Origin of the sequence: Dysgonomonas sp. HDW5B (assembly GCF_011299335.1) — a bacterium.
Taxonomy (GTDB): domain Bacteria; phylum Bacteroidota; class Bacteroidia; order Bacteroidales; family Dysgonomonadaceae; genus Dysgonomonas_A.
The window spans coordinates 2308120-2324239 of the sequence record NZ_CP049858.1; the positions used below are offsets into that span (position 1 = coordinate 2308120).

A 16120-nucleotide genomic window follows, 5' to 3' on the forward strand; every position below is an offset into this window, starting at 1 on the left:
AGCGTATGCCTAAGAAGTATCTTAAAGAATTTTATTGGAAAGATTATCTCAATATTACATTCGGATTGGCTTTGTATGCAATCGGACTAGTCGGTTTTATTAAGCCACAGGGTATTGTAACCGGAGGTTCTACAGGTGTGGGGTTGGTTGTAGAGTATGCAACAGCTATTCCGTTTCAATATACCTATCTTGCCATAAACTGTGTACTTTTTGTTATTGCATTAAAAGTATTAGGCTTAAAGTTCATGATAAAAACCATCTATGGGGTACTTATGCTTACGCTTCTTATTACTCTTGCCGAGAAAATAATAGTTGAAGCTGTTATAGAGAATGAACCTTTACTTTCGGGACTGATAGGTGGTATTATTTGTGGCGTTGGAGTCGGATTGGTACTTAGTGTAAACGGAAGTACCGGAGGTACTGATACTATTATTGCAATTATCGGTAAATATAGAAATATTACTTTTGGAAGAGGTGTCCTTTTCTGTGATTTTGTAATTATATCATCTTCATACTTTGTTTTTCATGATTACCAGAAAATCGTAGCCGGTTTGATCGTATTAGGTGTAATGAGTTATGCTATGGATTTGGTTATTAATGGCTCAAAGCAATCAGTTCAATACCTTATAATATCTGATAAGTATGATACTATTGCAGATGCAATCAATAAAGAATTACACAGGGGTTGTACTCTGCTTGAAGGAATGGGATGGTACACAAAGAAGCCTACAAAAATAATATTGGTATTGGCTAAACGAACAGAGTCAATAGAAATGTTTCGTTTAATAAGAAGCATAGACGAAAAGGCATTTATTTCACAAAGTACCGTTCGTGGGGTATACGGTGAAGGCTTTGATAAAATCAGATAAATTATTGATGAATGGATATCAATAATAAAAATATAGTTATTACAGGTGCATCTTCAGGAATCGGATTATCCCTCCTGAAGATGTTCCTTGATTATAAGGATGTGAAAATTATTGCGGTCGCACGTCATGTTGAAACTATTCCTCTTGTTGAGGGGGTAGTTTATCCATTTTCGGCAGACTTAAGTAATGAAAAAGGTGTTGACAGTTTATTTGATTATGCCCGGTCTGTTTTCGGGGAAATCGATATATTTATTGCAAATGCAGGATATGCTTATTTAGAAAAGTTATCCACTCCCGATTGGAAGCATATCGAAGATATCTTTGCTTTAAATGTATTCTCTCCGATCTATTCATTGGAGAAGTTTGTGAGAGAAAATACCTCAAACTCCAAAAGTTTTGTTTGTACAATTTCGGCTGTAGCTCAAGTATCTTTACCATATTATTCGTTATATTGTTCAACCAAAGCGGCTTTGCATCAGTTTGTAGAAGGTTACAGGTATGAGTCTCCGGCTAATCTGCATATAATGGCAGTGTATCCTGTCGCTACACGGACTTCTTTCTTTGAGAAAGCAGCAAAAGAAAAACAACCTCCTGTTCCCTTTTTTAGTCAAAGTTCCGAAACAGTAGCAAAAGCCATTGTTAGAGGACTCGAAAAAGACAAAAAGCGGGTATACCCATCTTTTTTATTCCGTATATTTAATCTTTTAGGACAAAACTTCCCTTTTATCTTTTCTTTATATTCGGCTTCAGAAAAAAGAAAAGTTGATAACAATCTCCACTTCTGATATATTGACTAAATTTGTAGTCTGTTCATCATAAACTTATTAGAAATAAATAATTTGACAAAAGATAAGTCATATACACAGATTCTAAAATCGACAAGTATTTTTGGCGGATCACAGATTCTTACTATACTGATTGGAGTTATTCGTAATAAGATTCTTGCTATTTTATTAGGAACCGTTGGTGTTGGACTGATTAGTATATATCAATCGACATTGGATCTGATAAAATCAATATCCAGTTTGGGTATCGAAACTACAGGGGTGCGTGAGATAGCTGCTGCCAATGATGATTCAGGTGAAAAGGATCAACTACATTATGTTATTTCAATAATAGACCGCTGGGCGTTGATCTTTGCTCTATTAGGTGCAGCAATCTGTTTACTCTTTTGCTACCCGATAAGTATGTGGGTGTTTGGAAATTCTTCGCATGCACTTCAGTTTGCATTACTTTCAATTTGTATGTTTTTTACCATACTGGCTGCAGGGCAGGCTGTCGTTCTACAGGGGCTTAGGCGAATATCTTATATGGTGAAATCCTCTATCATCTGGAATGTTTGTGGATTGATTATTTCATTGCCTTTATATTACTTCTATCGTTTGGAAGGTATAGTTCCTGTCTTTATCGTTGTAAGTATAGCCATGTATCTTAGTGCATACTTTTATAGACGCAAAATTGAAATTCGACCGATGTCCGTATCATTCGAGCATCTTAAAAGAAGAGGTATTTCAGTTTTACGGGTAGGTGTATTTATTGTTTTGGCTTCTATTTTAACAACTCTAAGTTTCTTCTTTGTGAGGGCATTTCTTACTAAAAACACAGGATTAGAGTCTGTCGGACTATTTCAGGCTGCCTGGACTATAACGAATGTATATTTGATGTTGATATTAAAATCGATGGGATCTGATTTCTATCCTCGTTTATGTACTATTATTAATGACAATAGGAAAGCCGGACTTCTAATAAATGAGCAGACCTATATTGTATTGGTGATTGCTGTTCCTATAATTATATTGTTGTTATTGTGTTCTAAAATAGCACTGTCATTGTTGTATTCATCAGATTTTGAAGGAGCGGCAATTATACTCAATTGGCAAATTCTGGGAACATTCTTTAAGGTTTTATCGTGGCCACTTGGTTTTATTCTTCTTGCAAAAGGTAAAGGTCTGATTTATTTTCTTTCGGAATCAGTATTTCTCATAATCTATTTGGGCGCCATATATTGTTTATATCCGTTTTATAACTTTGAATCAGTCGGTATATCTTATCTTATTGCTTACTCGTTATACTTGCCTATTGTATTTGTTTTGGGGCGGAAATTAAGTGAGTTCCGATGGACAAATGAGAACCTTATAATAGGATTTATTAGTTTAATTCTAGTATTATTAGCTTTTTGTATTGTTAAATATTTTTCAAATTATAGTATCATTGCAGGAATACCGATTTTGGTAATGTCTTTATCATACTCATTATACAAGTTAAATAAAGTATTTCCTTTGAAATCATTGTTGGATTTTTTTAAGCGGCAGTAGATGTTTTAGCAAAAGATCGTAAATGCTTATATCAGTTTGATATGTAATCGATTATATTCCTCTTGCTGGCTGTTGTAATAAAAAGGTCTGCGACTTTCAATATTTTAGGATGGTTCCTGATAGTGATAACTTAAAACATTGTATTTTTGTCGAAAATAGATAAACATAATATGCTAAAACATTCAATAGGGAGTGTGACAAAAAATATGATCCGTAATTTTATATTATTAGGATCAGGAATAATAGTCCTTTCATGTGCCAGTATGGGGTCGCCCTCCGGTGGTGATTATGACTTTGACCCTCCTAAAGTTCTTTCTTCCAGACCTACTCCTAATGAGACATTTGTAAAAAGTGGCAAAGTACAAATTGTATTTGATGAACTTGTGCAGATTGAAAAACCTATGGAGAAAGTTATTGTAACACCTCCACAAAGGAATTTTCCGATTATAAGAGCCCAAAATAATAAGGTTATAGTGGAGTTAAAAGATACTCTGATTGCTAATACAACTTATACTATCGACTTTACAGATGCTATTGTTGACAATAATGAGAAAAATGCTTTGGAGGATTTTGCATTGTCTTTTTCTACAGGTGCAGTAGTTGATACTCTTTCTATTTCGGGGAAAGTATTAGCTGCAGATAATCTGGAGCCCGTATCAGGTATTTATGTTGGTATACATTCTAATTTATCAGATACAGCGTTTACAACACTACCGTTTAAACGTATATCGAGAACCAATGAATTGGGGAAATATTCGATAAAGGGGATTGCTCCGGGAGAATATAAAATCTATGCACTGGATGATGTCAATAGAGATTATAAATATGATAATCCGGGAGAAGCTATTGCTTTTCTAGATAAAATTATTGTTCCTTCGGTTGAAGCGGCAGTTCGTCAGGATAGTGTGTTTAATCTAAAAAATTTAAGTTTTGATACTATTAAGACCGTTCATTATACAAAATTTTTACCCGATGATATAGTCCTGAGATCTTTTACCTCTGACTTTAAAAGGCAATATTTACAGAAGCATGAACGCTTGACGGAGGATGTTATATCTATTTATTTTGGAGCACCTACAGCGATGCCTAAGATTGAGGCTTTAGATATACCAAAGCCTATAACCGACTGGTCAGTCCTTGAGCGGACGGCAGGTAATGATACTCTAAAGTTCTGGATAACAGAGAAAGCTATTGCCGCCATGGATACGCTAAGTTTGAGGGTATCATACAATATGACTGACTCATTAAATAAGCTTCAATCTGTAACTGATACATTAAACTTTATAAGCCGTACCAAGAAAAAGGTGAAAGATGATAAGAAAAAAGATAAAGATGAGGAAGTAACCTTCTTAACCCTTACGACCGATATTGCTCAGCTTTTTGATGTTTATAAAGATATTAATATTGAATTTGACTATCCGGTTAAGGACTTTGAGAAGAATAAAATCTTTGTGCAGTATCAAGCTGATTCAACCTATTCGAATGTTGATTATGTTCTCGAAAAAGATTCCCTGAATCCCCGTAAATATCGAATACAGAATAAATGGATTCCCGGAGGTCAGTATCGGTTTGTTGTAGATTCTGCAACTCTCCATAGTTACACCGGTCTGTGGAACGATAAACAAGAGGTTCTGTTTAAGGTTAAAACCTTGGATCAGTACGGTTCGTTGGATATTAATATCTATAATTTACCGGATAGTATGCCGGCCTTTGTTGAACTTCTCGATAAATCGGATAAGCCCGTTTACCGTGCAACGGTGAAAGATGATATTGCATCTTTTGTATATCTGAATCCTGGTATATATTATGCACGAATCATATTGGATGCCAACGGGAATGGAAGATGGGATCCCGGAGATTATTCGGAAATGAGGGAGCCGGAGATGGTAAATTATTATCCAAAAACTTTCGAAATCAGGGCATTCTGGGATATTACCGAAGATTGGGATCTTGGAACACTTCCATTGGATAAACAAAAACCGTTGGATATAACCAAGAATAAGCCGAAAGACGATGAGAAACGTAAAAAAATGATGGAGCGTAGAGATGCTCAAAATTCAAAGAAGGATTCTCAACGTAACTCAAATACTACAAACGGTATGAACAATAATAGTAATAATAACCAGTATCCTAATAATCAGAATACAGGAAATAGATATTGAGAATAGAAACCGAAATTTACAATAGGCATATGAATAAATTATTAAATAACCTGATAGCTTTTCTATCTATGTCCTTATTGACGATAGGAAGTGTATCCTCGCAGTGCAGTGTTGATAATAAATATTTTCAGGCAGGCGAACAATTGAGCTACGACCTTTATATAAAATTTGCAGCTACGATTAAAGGAGGATATGCAACGATGTCTACGCAAAGTGTAAAATATGGAGGAAAAGATGCATATAAGATGACCCTGATTTCCGAGTCGCAAGGATTTGCCCGTAAAGTGTTTGAGTTGAGTGATACTTTAGCTTGTTATACAACAACGGGAGTACTGCCATTGGCGTATTTCAAAGATGCTCATGAAGGTGGGGATTATACCAAAGAGCGATTGACTTACTCGTATCCTGGAGGAAATGATGTGAGAATCCGTGCAATCAGACATAAAAATGGAGATTTTAAATTTGATGAGACTTTAAACTTTTCAGGTTGCACATACGATTTAATGAGTGTACTCTTTTATGCCCGTACATTAAATTATCCTCAAATGGCGATTGGGAAAGAAACAAAAGTGAATTTTGTAACAGGAAGATCAAAAGTCAGTATGCGAATTGTATATAACGGAAAAGAATCGGTAAAGGCTAACGATAATAAAAAGTATAACTGTATGAAGTTGACTTTGTACATTCAAGATGATGCTTTTGACGGAGGTAAAGAAGCTATGAAAGTATATATTACAGATGATGATAATCGTATGCCGGTTAAGCTGGAAACTAAGCTAAAGGTCGGTTCGACTCGTGCAGTATTGAAAAGCTACAAAGGTGTTAAGCACCCTGTAAATATTGTAAAATAAGCTAATCTTGATTTTTAGAGCTTTATCCCTTTTCTATTTATAGAAAAAAGTCGTAAAAAAGTTCTATCTTTGCAAAGAATACATTAATAATAAGAACAATAACAATTTATGTCAAAAGAATTATTGCCCAATTTACCATATTTAGTAGCCGACATTAGTCTGGCTGATTTCGGTAGAAAAGAAATAGAGATAGGTGAACATGAGATGCCCGGTTTAATGGCTCTTCGTAAAAAATATGGAGATTCTAAACCTTTGAAAGGTGCTCGTATTATGGGATCTCTTCACATGACTATCCAAACGGCTGTTTTGATAGAAACATTGACAACATTGGGTGCCGATGTGCGCTGGTGTAGTTGTAATATATTTTCGACACAAGATCATGCTGCTGCTGCAATAGCTGCTGCCGGTGTTCCTGTTTTTGCTTGGAAAGGCGAAACATTAGAAGAATATTGGTGGTGTACCGAGCAGGCTCTTAACTTCCCCGGAGGTAAAGGACCAAACTTGATCGTTGATGATGGAGGTGATGCAACTCTATTGATCCATTGGGGATACAAAGCCGAAAATGATGCTAAAACAATAGATCGTAAAGGAGGAAATCACGAAGAACAAGTTATTCTTGATACTCTTCACCGATTGCTGAAAGAAGACAATCAAAGATGGCATCGTACGGTTGCCGACTGGAAAGGAGTTTCGGAAGAAACTACAACAGGAGTACACCGTCTTTATCAAATGATGGAGCGTGGAGAATTGTTGATTCCGGCTATCAATGTAAATGACTCGGTTACAAAATCGAAATTCGATAACCTATACGGATGTCGTGAATCATTGGCTGATGGTATCAAACGTGCTACAGATGTAATGATTGCAGGAAAAGTTGCTGTTGTTGCCGGTTATGGCGATGTTGGTAAAGGTTGTGCACATTCATTGCGTTCATACGGAGCTCGTGTAATTGTTACAGAAATAGATCCGATTTGTGCTCTACAAGCAGCAATGGAAGGTTTTGAAGTGACAACTATGGAAGAAGCCGTAAAAGAAGGTAATATCTATGTAACTACTACTGGTAACAAAGATATTATAACAATAGATCACATGAAAGCTATGAAAGATCAGGCTATCGTTTGTAATATTGGTCACTTCGACAATGAGATACAAGTGGATAAACTGGTTACTTTCGCAGGTATCAAACATACAAATATCAAACCTCAGGTTGATAAATATACATTCCCTGCAGGTAATTCTATCTTCTTATTGGCAGAAGGTCGTTTGGTAAATTTAGGTTGTGCTACTGGTCACCCTTCATTTGTAATGAGTAATTCATTTACCAACCAAACATTGGCTCAAATAGAATTGTGGCAAAAAGATTATGAAGTAGGTGTATACCGCTTGCCTAAACATTTGGATGAAGAAGTTGCACGTTTACACTTGGATCAAATCGGAGTGAAACTTACTAAGCTTACTCCTGACCAAGCTGCTTATCTGGATGTACCTGTAGATGGTCCATTCAAAGCAGACCACTATAGATATTAATAATCTATTCTTTAAATATAGAAAGCCTTCGGATTCAATATAATCCGGAGGCTTTTATTTTGTAAATTAGTACATTTGTTGGAAGTCAATTAATTTATTTCGATTATGACATCAATTAAAATTAAACGGGTTTATGAAGATTTTGAGGAAAGCGATGGCTATAGAGTTTTAGTTGACCGATTGTGGCCAAGAGGTATGAAAAAAGAAAATCTTCACTACGATCTTTGGGCAAAAGATATAACACCCTCCTCGGCATTGCGTAAATGGTATCATCAGAATATGGATGAAAACTGGGAGGCTTTTGTTTCTGCTTATCAAAAGGAATTAGATAATATTTCCGATATAGGTAGTTACATTGAGGAGCTAAAAAAGCATCCGGTTGTTACTCTATTGTATGCATCTAAAGACTTAATACATAATCATGCTATAATCTTACAGAGTTATCTGGAGGCTCTTTTGGGGCATGCGAGGTAAGAAAAATAATAAAGGGTATATATTATAATGAGGAGGTTTTATAACTTCCTTTTTTTTGTTTTTAATGCATAAAATTCTTTTAGCTTCTTATTGTTTAATTTAACATAATTAAACGACGCTATGTATTGCTGTTCTAGTCCTTTATTTTCAAGTATTCTTACTGTATACTGTATGATATGTGTTGTGTTCTTATTGTTTATTGTATGATATACAATAAATTGTCTTTCAAATATTTAACTTGATATTTTTTAATTAATGTATTTTTTGAATAAACTTCTTTTGTATATTTGTTCAATCCTAGTCATATTGATTCAACTTAAGTTTAAGATATACCATGAAGCCAAATTTTATACATACCTATGTCTCTGTTGATTGCGTTGTTTTCGGTTTTGATGATGAGCAACTGAATATACTTTTGGTTCAGCGTAACAACATAGATGAGAACGATCCCAAAAGGTTAAAACTTCCCGGTAGTCTTATTTTTGATAACGAAGATGTGGATGACGCAGCTTCACGTGTTTTGTATGAACTTACAGGAATAAAGCGTATGACCTTAAAACAGTTCAGATGTTTTGCTGCACCCGATAGAGCGAGTAATCCCAAAGATATAAAATGGCTCGACCAAGCCTATAAGCCCGATATCGATAGGCTTATAACAGTAGCTTATTTTTCGCTCTGCAGAATTGGGCGAAAGCTTAATGTTAGCAATATAACTAAATATAAAGCTGTAGAATGGTGCCCTTTGAGTGAACTTCCTAATATGCCATTTGATCATAATAAAATTGTCGAAGCTTCTTTAGTAGATATTCGCCGTTGGATTGAAACCGACCCCGTTATCGTATTCGATTTATTACCTCAGAAATTTACGATCAGCCAATTACATCGCCTTTACGAATCTATTTATAATAAGAAAATTGATATTCGTAATTTTCATAAAAAAGTGGCTACTATGACCTATGTTTTACCTCTGGCTGAAAAGCAATCAGGCGTATCACATCGTGCAGCACGCTACTATAAATTTGATAAAAAAGCATATAATAGATTGAAAACAAGTATTTAAGCTTGTTGATGAATTTTCCTTACTTAATACTGAATAAACAGGTCTGTGACCTTAATAACCATAAAACACATAAAATCGTATGTATCTATTAGGATATGACATCGGTAGTTCTTCTGTAAAAGCCTGTTTGGTCGAAGCTGCATCCGGTAAGATAATAGCATCGGACTTTTACCCGAAAGAAGAGATGAAAATCACAGCAGTAAAACCGGGTTGGGCGGAGCAAGAGCCCGAAGAATGGTGGAGTAATCTGAAAAATGCCCATCAATCGGTAATGACAAAATCGGGTGTCAAAAGTGAAGATATCAAAGCTATAGGTATTACATGGCAGATGCACGGACTGGTACTGGTAGATAAAGACCAGAAAGTACTTCGCCCTTCTATTATATGGTGTGATAGCCGTGCGGTTCCTTATGGAGAAAAAGCCTTTGATGCTATCGGACACGAAAAATGCCTTTCTCATTTACTTAATTCTCCCGGAAATTTTACGGCATCGAAATTGGCTTGGGTGAAAGAGCATGAACCCGAAATATTCCAAAAGATAGATAAATTGATGCTTCCGGGTGACTATATCGCCATGAAGCTATCGGGTGATGCTGTTATGACAATTGAGGGATTATCGGAAGGTATGTTCTGGGACTTCAAGAATAAATGTCTGTCCGAAGATGTGCTAAACTATTATGGAATACCCAAGAGTTTCTTTCCTGAGATTAAGCCTATATTCGGACTGCAAGGGGAAGTTTCAGCCGCAGCAGCAAAAGAGTTAGGCTTGAAAAAAGGGACTCCCATTACATATCGTGCGGGCGATCAGCCGAATAATGCTCTGTCTCTGAATGTGTTTAATCCCGGAGAAATAGCCTCTACCGCCGGAACTTCAGGCGTAGTTTATGGCGTATTGGATCAATTGGATTACGATAAAAAATCGCGTGTAAATACATTTGCACACGTTAATTATACCGAAGAGTTAACTCGTTTGGGAGTGCTGCTTTGTATCAATGGTACAGGTATTCTAAATTCATGGTTGAAACGGAATCTGGCATTAGGTGGAATGTCTTACAATGATATGAATAATCTGGCAGGACAATCTACCATCGGTGCTAATGGAGTATCTATTATTCCATTTGGTAATGGTGCGGAGCGTGTTTTAGAAAATAAAGAAGTGAATTGTTCAATTCATGGAGTCAACTTCAATGTACATAACAAAGCCGACTTACTTCGTGCTGCTCAGGAAGGAATTGTATTTTCATACGAATATGGTATGGAGATAATGAAAGAAATGGGCATGAATATCCACTTGATAAGAGCCGGATATGCCAATATGTTTTTGAGTCCTCTTTTTGCACAGACTCTGGCTAGTGTAAGCGGAGCAACTATAGAGCTGTTTAATACTGATGGTGCAGCAGGTGCAGCAAAAGGTGCAGGTATGGGAGCCCGAATTTATGCTTCTAATAATGAGGCTTTTGGTTCTCTTGAAAAGCTATCGGCTATAGAACCCGAATCTGATAAAACGACTCAATATAGAGAAGCTTATCAACGTTGGAAAGAACTAATTAAGTGAGGTTTTATGCCTGACAGAGAGTGAATTAATTACTTAAATTATTATAAATATCTAAATCATGGAAATTTTAAAAGGAACTAAAGAGTTTTTTCCAAATATCGGAAAAATCAAATTTGAAGGAAAAGAAAGTAAAAATCCATTGGCATTTCGTTATTATGACGAAAAACAAGTAGTGATGGGCAAGTCTATGAAAGACTGGATGCGTTTCGCTATGGCTTGGTGGCATACATTGTGTGCTGATGGTGGTGATCCTTTTGGTGGAGCAACTATTCATCATCCTTGGAACAATGCTAATGATCCACTTAGTCGTGCTAAATATAAAATGGATGCAGGTTTTGAGTTCATGACTAAAATGGGATTTGGTTTTTATTGTTTCCATGATGTGGATTTAATTGAACCGGGTAACAATTGGGTGGAGTACGAAAAAAATCTACAATCTATTGTTGAGTATGCTAAAGAGAAACAAGCAACTTCAGGCATCAAATTGTTATGGGGGACAGCCAATGTGTTCAGTAACGAGCGTTATATGAATGGTGCGGCTACAAATCCTAATTTTGATGTGGTTGCATGCGCAGGTACTCAAATCAAAAATGCAATTGATGCTACTATTGCTCTTGGTGGTGCAAATTATGTATTCTGGGGAGGTCGCGAAGGTTATATGAGTCTTTTGAATACTGACATGAGACGCGAAAAAGATCACTTGGCACGTATGCTTATCATGGCTCGTGACTATGCCCGCAAACAAGGTTTCAAAGGTACATTCCTTATCGAACCTAAACCAATGGAGCCTACTAAACATCAATATGATTTTGATACCGAAACTGTGATTGGTTTTATCCGTCATTATGGCTTAGAAAATGATTTCAAAGTAAATATCGAAGTAAACCATGCTACATTGGCAGGTCATACATTCGAACACGAATTGCAAGCTGCTGTAGATGCAGGTCTTTTAGGTAGCATCGATGCTAACCGTGGAGATAATCAAAACGGATGGGATACAGACCAGTTCCCTATCGACTTATATGAATTAGCTCAAGCTTGGTTAGTAATGCTTCCTGCAGGAGGTGTTGGTAATGGAGGTGTGAACTTCGATGCTAAAATCCGCCGTAACTCTACGGATGCAGAAGATTTGTTCATCGCCCATATTTCGGGTATGGATTCATTTGCACGTGGATTATTGATTGCTGCCGATGTACTTCAAAACTCAGACTATACTAAAATGCGTGAGGCGCGTTATGCTTCATTTAACAGTGGTAATGGAAAGGCATTTGAAGATGGAAAGCTAACTCTGGAAGATTTACGTACTATAGCTCATAAATCGGGCGAGCCTGCACAAATCAGTGGTAAGCAAGAGCTTTACGAAGCTATTGTAAACATGCATATCTAATAATAGTTGACGAGTAGACAAGTTTATAAGCTTTGTTTACTCGTTTACTTGTCAACCTGTTTACTCTCAAACCTTAATATTCATTTTAATGAGAAACGAAGCTAGTAAATCATATACTATCGGGTTAACTGTTATAGCCACTCTCGGAGGATTGCTTTTCGGATACGATACGGCAGTAATTTCGGGTACGGTAGAATCGCTCCGACATTTTTTTATTGATCCTATGGGTTTGCCTACCAATGAGGCAAATGCGATGGAGGGATTTGTTATCAGTAGCGCTTTGATCGGATGTATATTCGGGGCAGCTATTGCAGGATGGGTGAGTCAGCAATTTGGTCGTAAGACGGCTCTGTTTGCGGCGGCTATCCTTTTTCTATTTGCAGCCATAGGTTCGGCATGGCCTGAGATCGGCTATCATATGCCCGATGTACAAGATCATACATTTGTGTACCATTTTGTTTTTTACCGTATTATCGGTGGAGTAGGGGTTGGTATCGCTTCTATGGTATCACCTATGTATATTGCCGAAATAGCTCCGCCTGAGAAACGTGGTAGTCTCGTTGCACTCAATCAATTTGCCATCATATTTGGTATGTTGGTTGTGTACTTTGTTAACTACTTTATCGCAAAACAAGGAGATACTGAGTGGTTACATTCTATGGGTTGGAGATGGATGTTTGCTTCATTGGCTATCCCCTCGGGCTTGTTCTTTGTGTTACTGTTCTTTGCTCCCGAAACTCCAAGATGGTTGATTATGAAAGGCCATAAAGAAAAAGGTCTGGATATACTGACTAAACTTGTTGGAGCTACTGCCGCTAAGAAAGAGATGGATGAGATTCAATATAGTTTTGATAAAGATGAAACGACCTCATTGAAACCCTATTACAAATTTATGATGACATGGTTAGTTTTGTTTGTTGTAGGTCTTTTGGCCCTATCTCTTGCAGGTGTACCAAGTGCTCTCGAAATATCAATGATCTGTAGTTTCATTATAGCTCTGTTTGTACCTATCCGTTCTTATGGATTTCTTATCATAATAACAGGAGTATTGCTTTCTGCTTTCCAACAGTTTGTAGGAATCAATGTGGTATTGTATTATGCTCCTGAGATATTTAAGAGTATGGGATCGGGTACTGACTCGGCTTTACTGCAAACAATTATTGTGGGTATAATCAACCTGTCATTTACGGTGTTGGCTATTATGACAGTAGATAAATTTGGTCGTAAACCACTGCTGATTATCGGTGCATTGATTATGGCTGTATCTATGTTAGGATTGGGAACCTCATTTTCTCAAAACCTGAATGGAACTTTGAAACTGATCTTTATGTTAACATACACCGCCGGATTTGCCATGTCATGGGGACCCGTTTGTTGGGTTATGTTGTCCGAGATGTTCCCCAATTCGGTACGGTCATCGGTAATGTCTATTGCAGTTGCTGCACAATGGGTGTCTAATTTCCTTATTTCGTGGACTTTCCCTATTATGGATAAGAACGAAACTTTAGTGAATACATTTAATCATGGATTTGCTTATTGGGTTTATGGTGCTCTGTCGGTATTGGCTGCCCTATTTGTTTGGAAGTTTCTACCTGAAACAAAAGGGAAGACTCTCGAAGATATGGAGCAACTCTGGAAAAAATAAGGTCACAGACCTTTTAATTCTTTGTGCGTAGGGGCGAACCTATGTGTTCGCCTCAGACATACAAAGAGGTCTACCCCTACAAATAAAAGGACGAAAAGTAATATTACTTTTCGTCCTTTTATTATATGATGTGTGACAAAATGTCTTGTTTCTTAGAGAATTAACATCGAGTCACCGTAAGTACCGAAACGATATTTTTCTTTTACTGCCTCTTCGTATAATTCCATAACTCTATCGTATCCTCCAAATGCAGCAGTCATCATAAGTAATGTCGACTGAGGAAGGTGCAGGTTAGTTACCATTGCATCAGCAATATTGAAATCATAAGGAGGGAATATAAACTTATTAGTCCATCCCTTGCTGGGTTTCAATTGGTGGTCGGTGCTGACAATTGTCTCTATGGCACGCATCGAAGATGTACCTACAGCACATATCTTAGCTCCGTTAGCTTTCGCTTTATTAACGATATCAGCTGCATGTTGCGTAACCTCCATTTGCTCCGAATCCATTTTGTGTTTGGTAAGGTCTTCTACGTCAATTTCTCTGTAGTTACCCAAGCCCGAATGGAGAGTGATGTATGCAAAGTCGATACCTTTTATTTCCATACGCTTCAATAATTCACGGCTGAAGTGTAGTCCTGCAGCAGGAGCTACCACAGCACCTTCATTTTTAGCAAAAATAGTCTGGTATCGGTGCTTGTCATCATCTTCTTCCTGACGACCCAAATACTTAGGGATTGGTGTCTCACCCAAAGCATAAAGAGCTGTCTTAAATTCTTCTGCAGGACCATCGTATAAGAATCTTAATGTACGTCCACGCGAAGTTGTGTTGTCAATAACTTCGGCTACCATCGAATCATCGTCACCAAAGTATAATTTATTTCCTATTCTTATTTTACGTGCAGGGTCAACCAATACATCCCAAAGATGGAATTCTTCGTTAAGTTCGCGTAATAAAAAGACCTCGATTTTTGCTCCTGTCTTTTCTTTATTACCATAAAGGCGTGCAGGAAATACCTTAGTATCATTGAAAACAAAAACATCTTTATCGTCAAAATACTCAAGGATATCCTTAAATTGCTTATGTTCGACTTGACCCGTTTTGCGGTCAAAAACTAACATACGTGACTCATCTCTGTTTTTGTTAGGATGGGTAGCAATTAGTTCCTCCGGAAAATCGAATCTAAATTGTGAAAGTTTCATATTTATATATCTGTTTATTTATTTCTTATTATTTATGCTAATCAGAACCTTAAAAGTTCTCTTATCAAACTTTACCTTAGTTACAACAAGTAAACAAAAGTGACTCGTAAATGACTAAAAAGTGTAACTTTTGCGAATTTTCTAAATCATTGTAATTCAAAAGGTAATGATTGAAAAGATTACAAAGGTTACAAAAGTGACACTTTTTTCTGACCTTTTTTTCTTCTTATTAATGTAACCTATTTAATCACTATCCCTATTATAGATAGATAAATATTCGCATTAATATCTGTCAATCAATCTATGGATTGAGTAATATTGTCTATATCCTCAGCTTTCATACATTGGTCGAGAGTTACCTCTCCGATTCTTGTGCGAATAAGACCTGTAAGATGTCCGCCCGATTGAAGGGCTTCTCCGATATCTCGTGCTAAAGCTCTGATATAAGTGCCTTTGCTACACACAACACGTATCTTTATACTGTCTTTCTCAAAATCGAGTAACTCTATCTCATCTATAACAAGTACCTTAGGTTTAAGTTCTACTTCCTCACCGTTACGTGCCAGATTATAAGCCCTTTCCCCATTCACTTTACAAGCCGAATAGGCGGGTGGTACTTGTTCGATCCGCCCCAAAAAAGACTTTAGAGTTTCTTCTACCAGTTCCTTTGTTATATGCTCGGTCGGAAAAGTTTTATCTACTTCTGTTTCCAGATCAAAAGAAGGAGTTGTTGCACCTAATTGAATTGTTGCAATATATTCCTTTTCCTGATATTGAAAAGTATCGATAAGCTTCGTTTTTCTGCCTGTGCAAACAATCATTACACCGGTTGCCAAAGGATCTAAAGTACCTGCATGGCCGACTTTCAGTTTCTTGACTTTCAGATCCCTGCATAATCGATTACGCAATTTTCGTACCAAATCGAATGATGTCCAGTTTAAAGGCTTATCTATATATAAAATCTCTCCCGAAATGAAATCCATCTGTTTTTAATAAAAACAAGTACTTGCTACAACATTATTTTAATTATAACGATCAGTTGTACTTGTCAAAGTAATAAAATAGGTCTGTAC

13 protein-coding genes are annotated in these 16120 nt (G+C 36.7%); 11 read left to right on the plus strand and 2 right to left on the minus strand.

Translation table 11 applies throughout. From position 1 onward, the window contains the following. Window positions 1–5: 5 nt before the first annotated feature. From G7051_RS09375 to xylE, 11 genes are all read left to right on the plus strand, one after another. Window positions 6–869, plus strand: coding sequence for a YitT family protein (locus G7051_RS09375; RefSeq protein ID WP_166199849.1), 864 nt, complete (start codon window positions 6–8; stop codon window positions 867–869). 11 nt (window positions 870–880) lie between these two features. Continuing rightward, entirely contained in the window at window positions 881–1654 is a 774-nt protein-coding gene (locus G7051_RS09380; RefSeq protein WP_166199851.1) for an SDR family oxidoreductase, read from the plus strand. Between the two features lie 54 nt (window positions 1655–1708). Continuing rightward, the gene (locus G7051_RS09385; RefSeq protein ID WP_166199853.1) at window positions 1709–3184 is read left to right on the plus strand and encodes an O-antigen translocase; all 1476 of its coding nucleotides are present in this window, start codon (window positions 1709–1711) and stop codon (window positions 3182–3184) included. 206 nt (window positions 3185–3390) lie between these two features. Further along, window positions 3391–5346 carry an Ig-like domain-containing protein gene (locus G7051_RS09390; RefSeq protein WP_166199855.1) on the plus strand — a complete coding sequence of 652 codons (1956 nt, stop codon included), beginning with the start codon at window positions 3391–3393 and terminating at the stop codon, window positions 5344–5346. Between the two features lie 29 nt (window positions 5347–5375). Next, window positions 5376–6197: a DUF3108 domain-containing protein gene (locus tag G7051_RS09395; RefSeq protein ID WP_166199857.1), complete on the plus strand. Its 822-nt coding sequence runs from the start codon at window positions 5376–5378 to the stop codon at window positions 6195–6197. 108 nt (window positions 6198–6305) lie between these two features. Further along, the gene (gene ahcY, locus G7051_RS09400; RefSeq protein WP_166114226.1) at window positions 6306–7724 is read left to right on the plus strand and encodes an adenosylhomocysteinase; all 1419 of its coding nucleotides are present in this window, start codon (window positions 6306–6308) and stop codon (window positions 7722–7724) included. Window positions 7725–7829: 105 nt separating this feature from the next. Next, window positions 7830–8198, plus strand: a complete 369-nt coding sequence (locus tag G7051_RS09405; RefSeq protein WP_166199859.1) for a DUF488 domain-containing protein — start codon at window positions 7830–7832, stop codon at window positions 8196–8198. A gap of 334 nt (window positions 8199–8532) precedes the next feature. Then, window positions 8533–9258 carry an NUDIX domain-containing protein gene (locus tag G7051_RS09410; protein WP_166114232.1) on the plus strand — a complete coding sequence of 242 codons (726 nt, stop codon included), beginning with the start codon at window positions 8533–8535 and terminating at the stop codon, window positions 9256–9258. A gap of 79 nt (window positions 9259–9337) precedes the next feature. Then, on the plus strand, window positions 9338–10813 hold the full coding sequence (locus tag G7051_RS09415; RefSeq protein ID WP_166199861.1) for a xylulokinase: 1476 nt from the start codon (window positions 9338–9340) through the stop codon (window positions 10811–10813). 58 nt (window positions 10814–10871) lie between these two features. After that, the gene (gene xylA, locus G7051_RS09420) at window positions 10872–12200 is read left to right on the plus strand and encodes a xylose isomerase (protein WP_166199863.1); all 1329 of its coding nucleotides are present in this window, start codon (window positions 10872–10874) and stop codon (window positions 12198–12200) included. A gap of 88 nt (window positions 12201–12288) precedes the next feature. Further along, window positions 12289–13845, plus strand: a complete 1557-nt coding sequence (xylE, locus tag G7051_RS09425) for a D-xylose transporter XylE (RefSeq protein WP_166114240.1) — start codon at window positions 12289–12291, stop codon at window positions 13843–13845. Window positions 13846–13997: 152 nt separating this feature from the next. Here xylE and queA read toward each other — a convergent pair whose 3' ends face one another. Next, window positions 13998–15047: a tRNA preQ1(34) S-adenosylmethionine ribosyltransferase-isomerase QueA gene (gene queA, locus G7051_RS09430; RefSeq protein WP_166114243.1), complete on the minus strand. Its 1050-nt coding sequence runs from the start codon at window positions 15045–15047 to the stop codon at window positions 13998–14000. Between the two features lie 296 nt (window positions 15048–15343). After that, window positions 15344–16030, minus strand: coding sequence for a tRNA pseudouridine(55) synthase TruB (gene truB, locus G7051_RS09435; protein WP_166199865.1), 687 nt, complete (start codon window positions 16028–16030; stop codon window positions 15344–15346). Between the last annotated feature and the right edge of the window lie 90 nt (window positions 16031–16120).

Excerpts from the sequence above, each read along its gene's own strand:
- G7051_RS09375 (WP_166199849.1), top strand. The coding sequence starts at position 6 with ATGCCTAAGAAGTATCTTAAAGAATTTTATTGGAAAGATTATCTCAAT.
- G7051_RS09380 (WP_166199851.1), top strand. The coding sequence starts at position 881 with ATGGATATCAATAATAAAAATATAGTTATTACAGGTGCATCTTCAGGA.
- G7051_RS09390 (WP_166199855.1), top strand. The coding sequence starts at position 3,391 with ATGATCCGTAATTTTATATTATTAGGATCAGGAATAATAGTCCTTTCA.
- G7051_RS09395 (WP_166199857.1), top strand. The coding sequence starts at position 5,376 with ATGAATAAATTATTAAATAACCTGATAGCTTTTCTATCTATGTCCTTA.
- ahcY (WP_166114226.1), top strand. The coding sequence starts at position 6,306 with ATGTCAAAAGAATTATTGCCCAATTTACCATATTTAGTAGCCGACATT.
- G7051_RS09405 (WP_166199859.1), top strand. The coding sequence starts at position 7,830 with ATGACATCAATTAAAATTAAACGGGTTTATGAAGATTTTGAGGAAAGC.
- G7051_RS09410 (WP_166114232.1), top strand. The coding sequence starts at position 8,533 with ATGAAGCCAAATTTTATACATACCTATGTCTCTGTTGATTGCGTTGTT.
- G7051_RS09415 (WP_166199861.1), top strand. The coding sequence starts at position 9,338 with ATGTATCTATTAGGATATGACATCGGTAGTTCTTCTGTAAAAGCCTGT.
- xylA (WP_166199863.1), top strand. The coding sequence starts at position 10,872 with ATGGAAATTTTAAAAGGAACTAAAGAGTTTTTTCCAAATATCGGAAAA.
- xylE (WP_166114240.1), top strand. The coding sequence starts at position 12,289 with ATGAGAAACGAAGCTAGTAAATCATATACTATCGGGTTAACTGTTATA.
- queA (WP_166114243.1), bottom strand. The coding sequence starts at position 15,047 with ATGAAACTTTCACAATTTAGATTCGATTTTCCGGAGGAACTAATTGCT.
- truB (WP_166199865.1), bottom strand. The coding sequence starts at position 16,030 with ATGGATTTCATTTCGGGAGAGATTTTATATATAGATAAGCCTTTAAAC.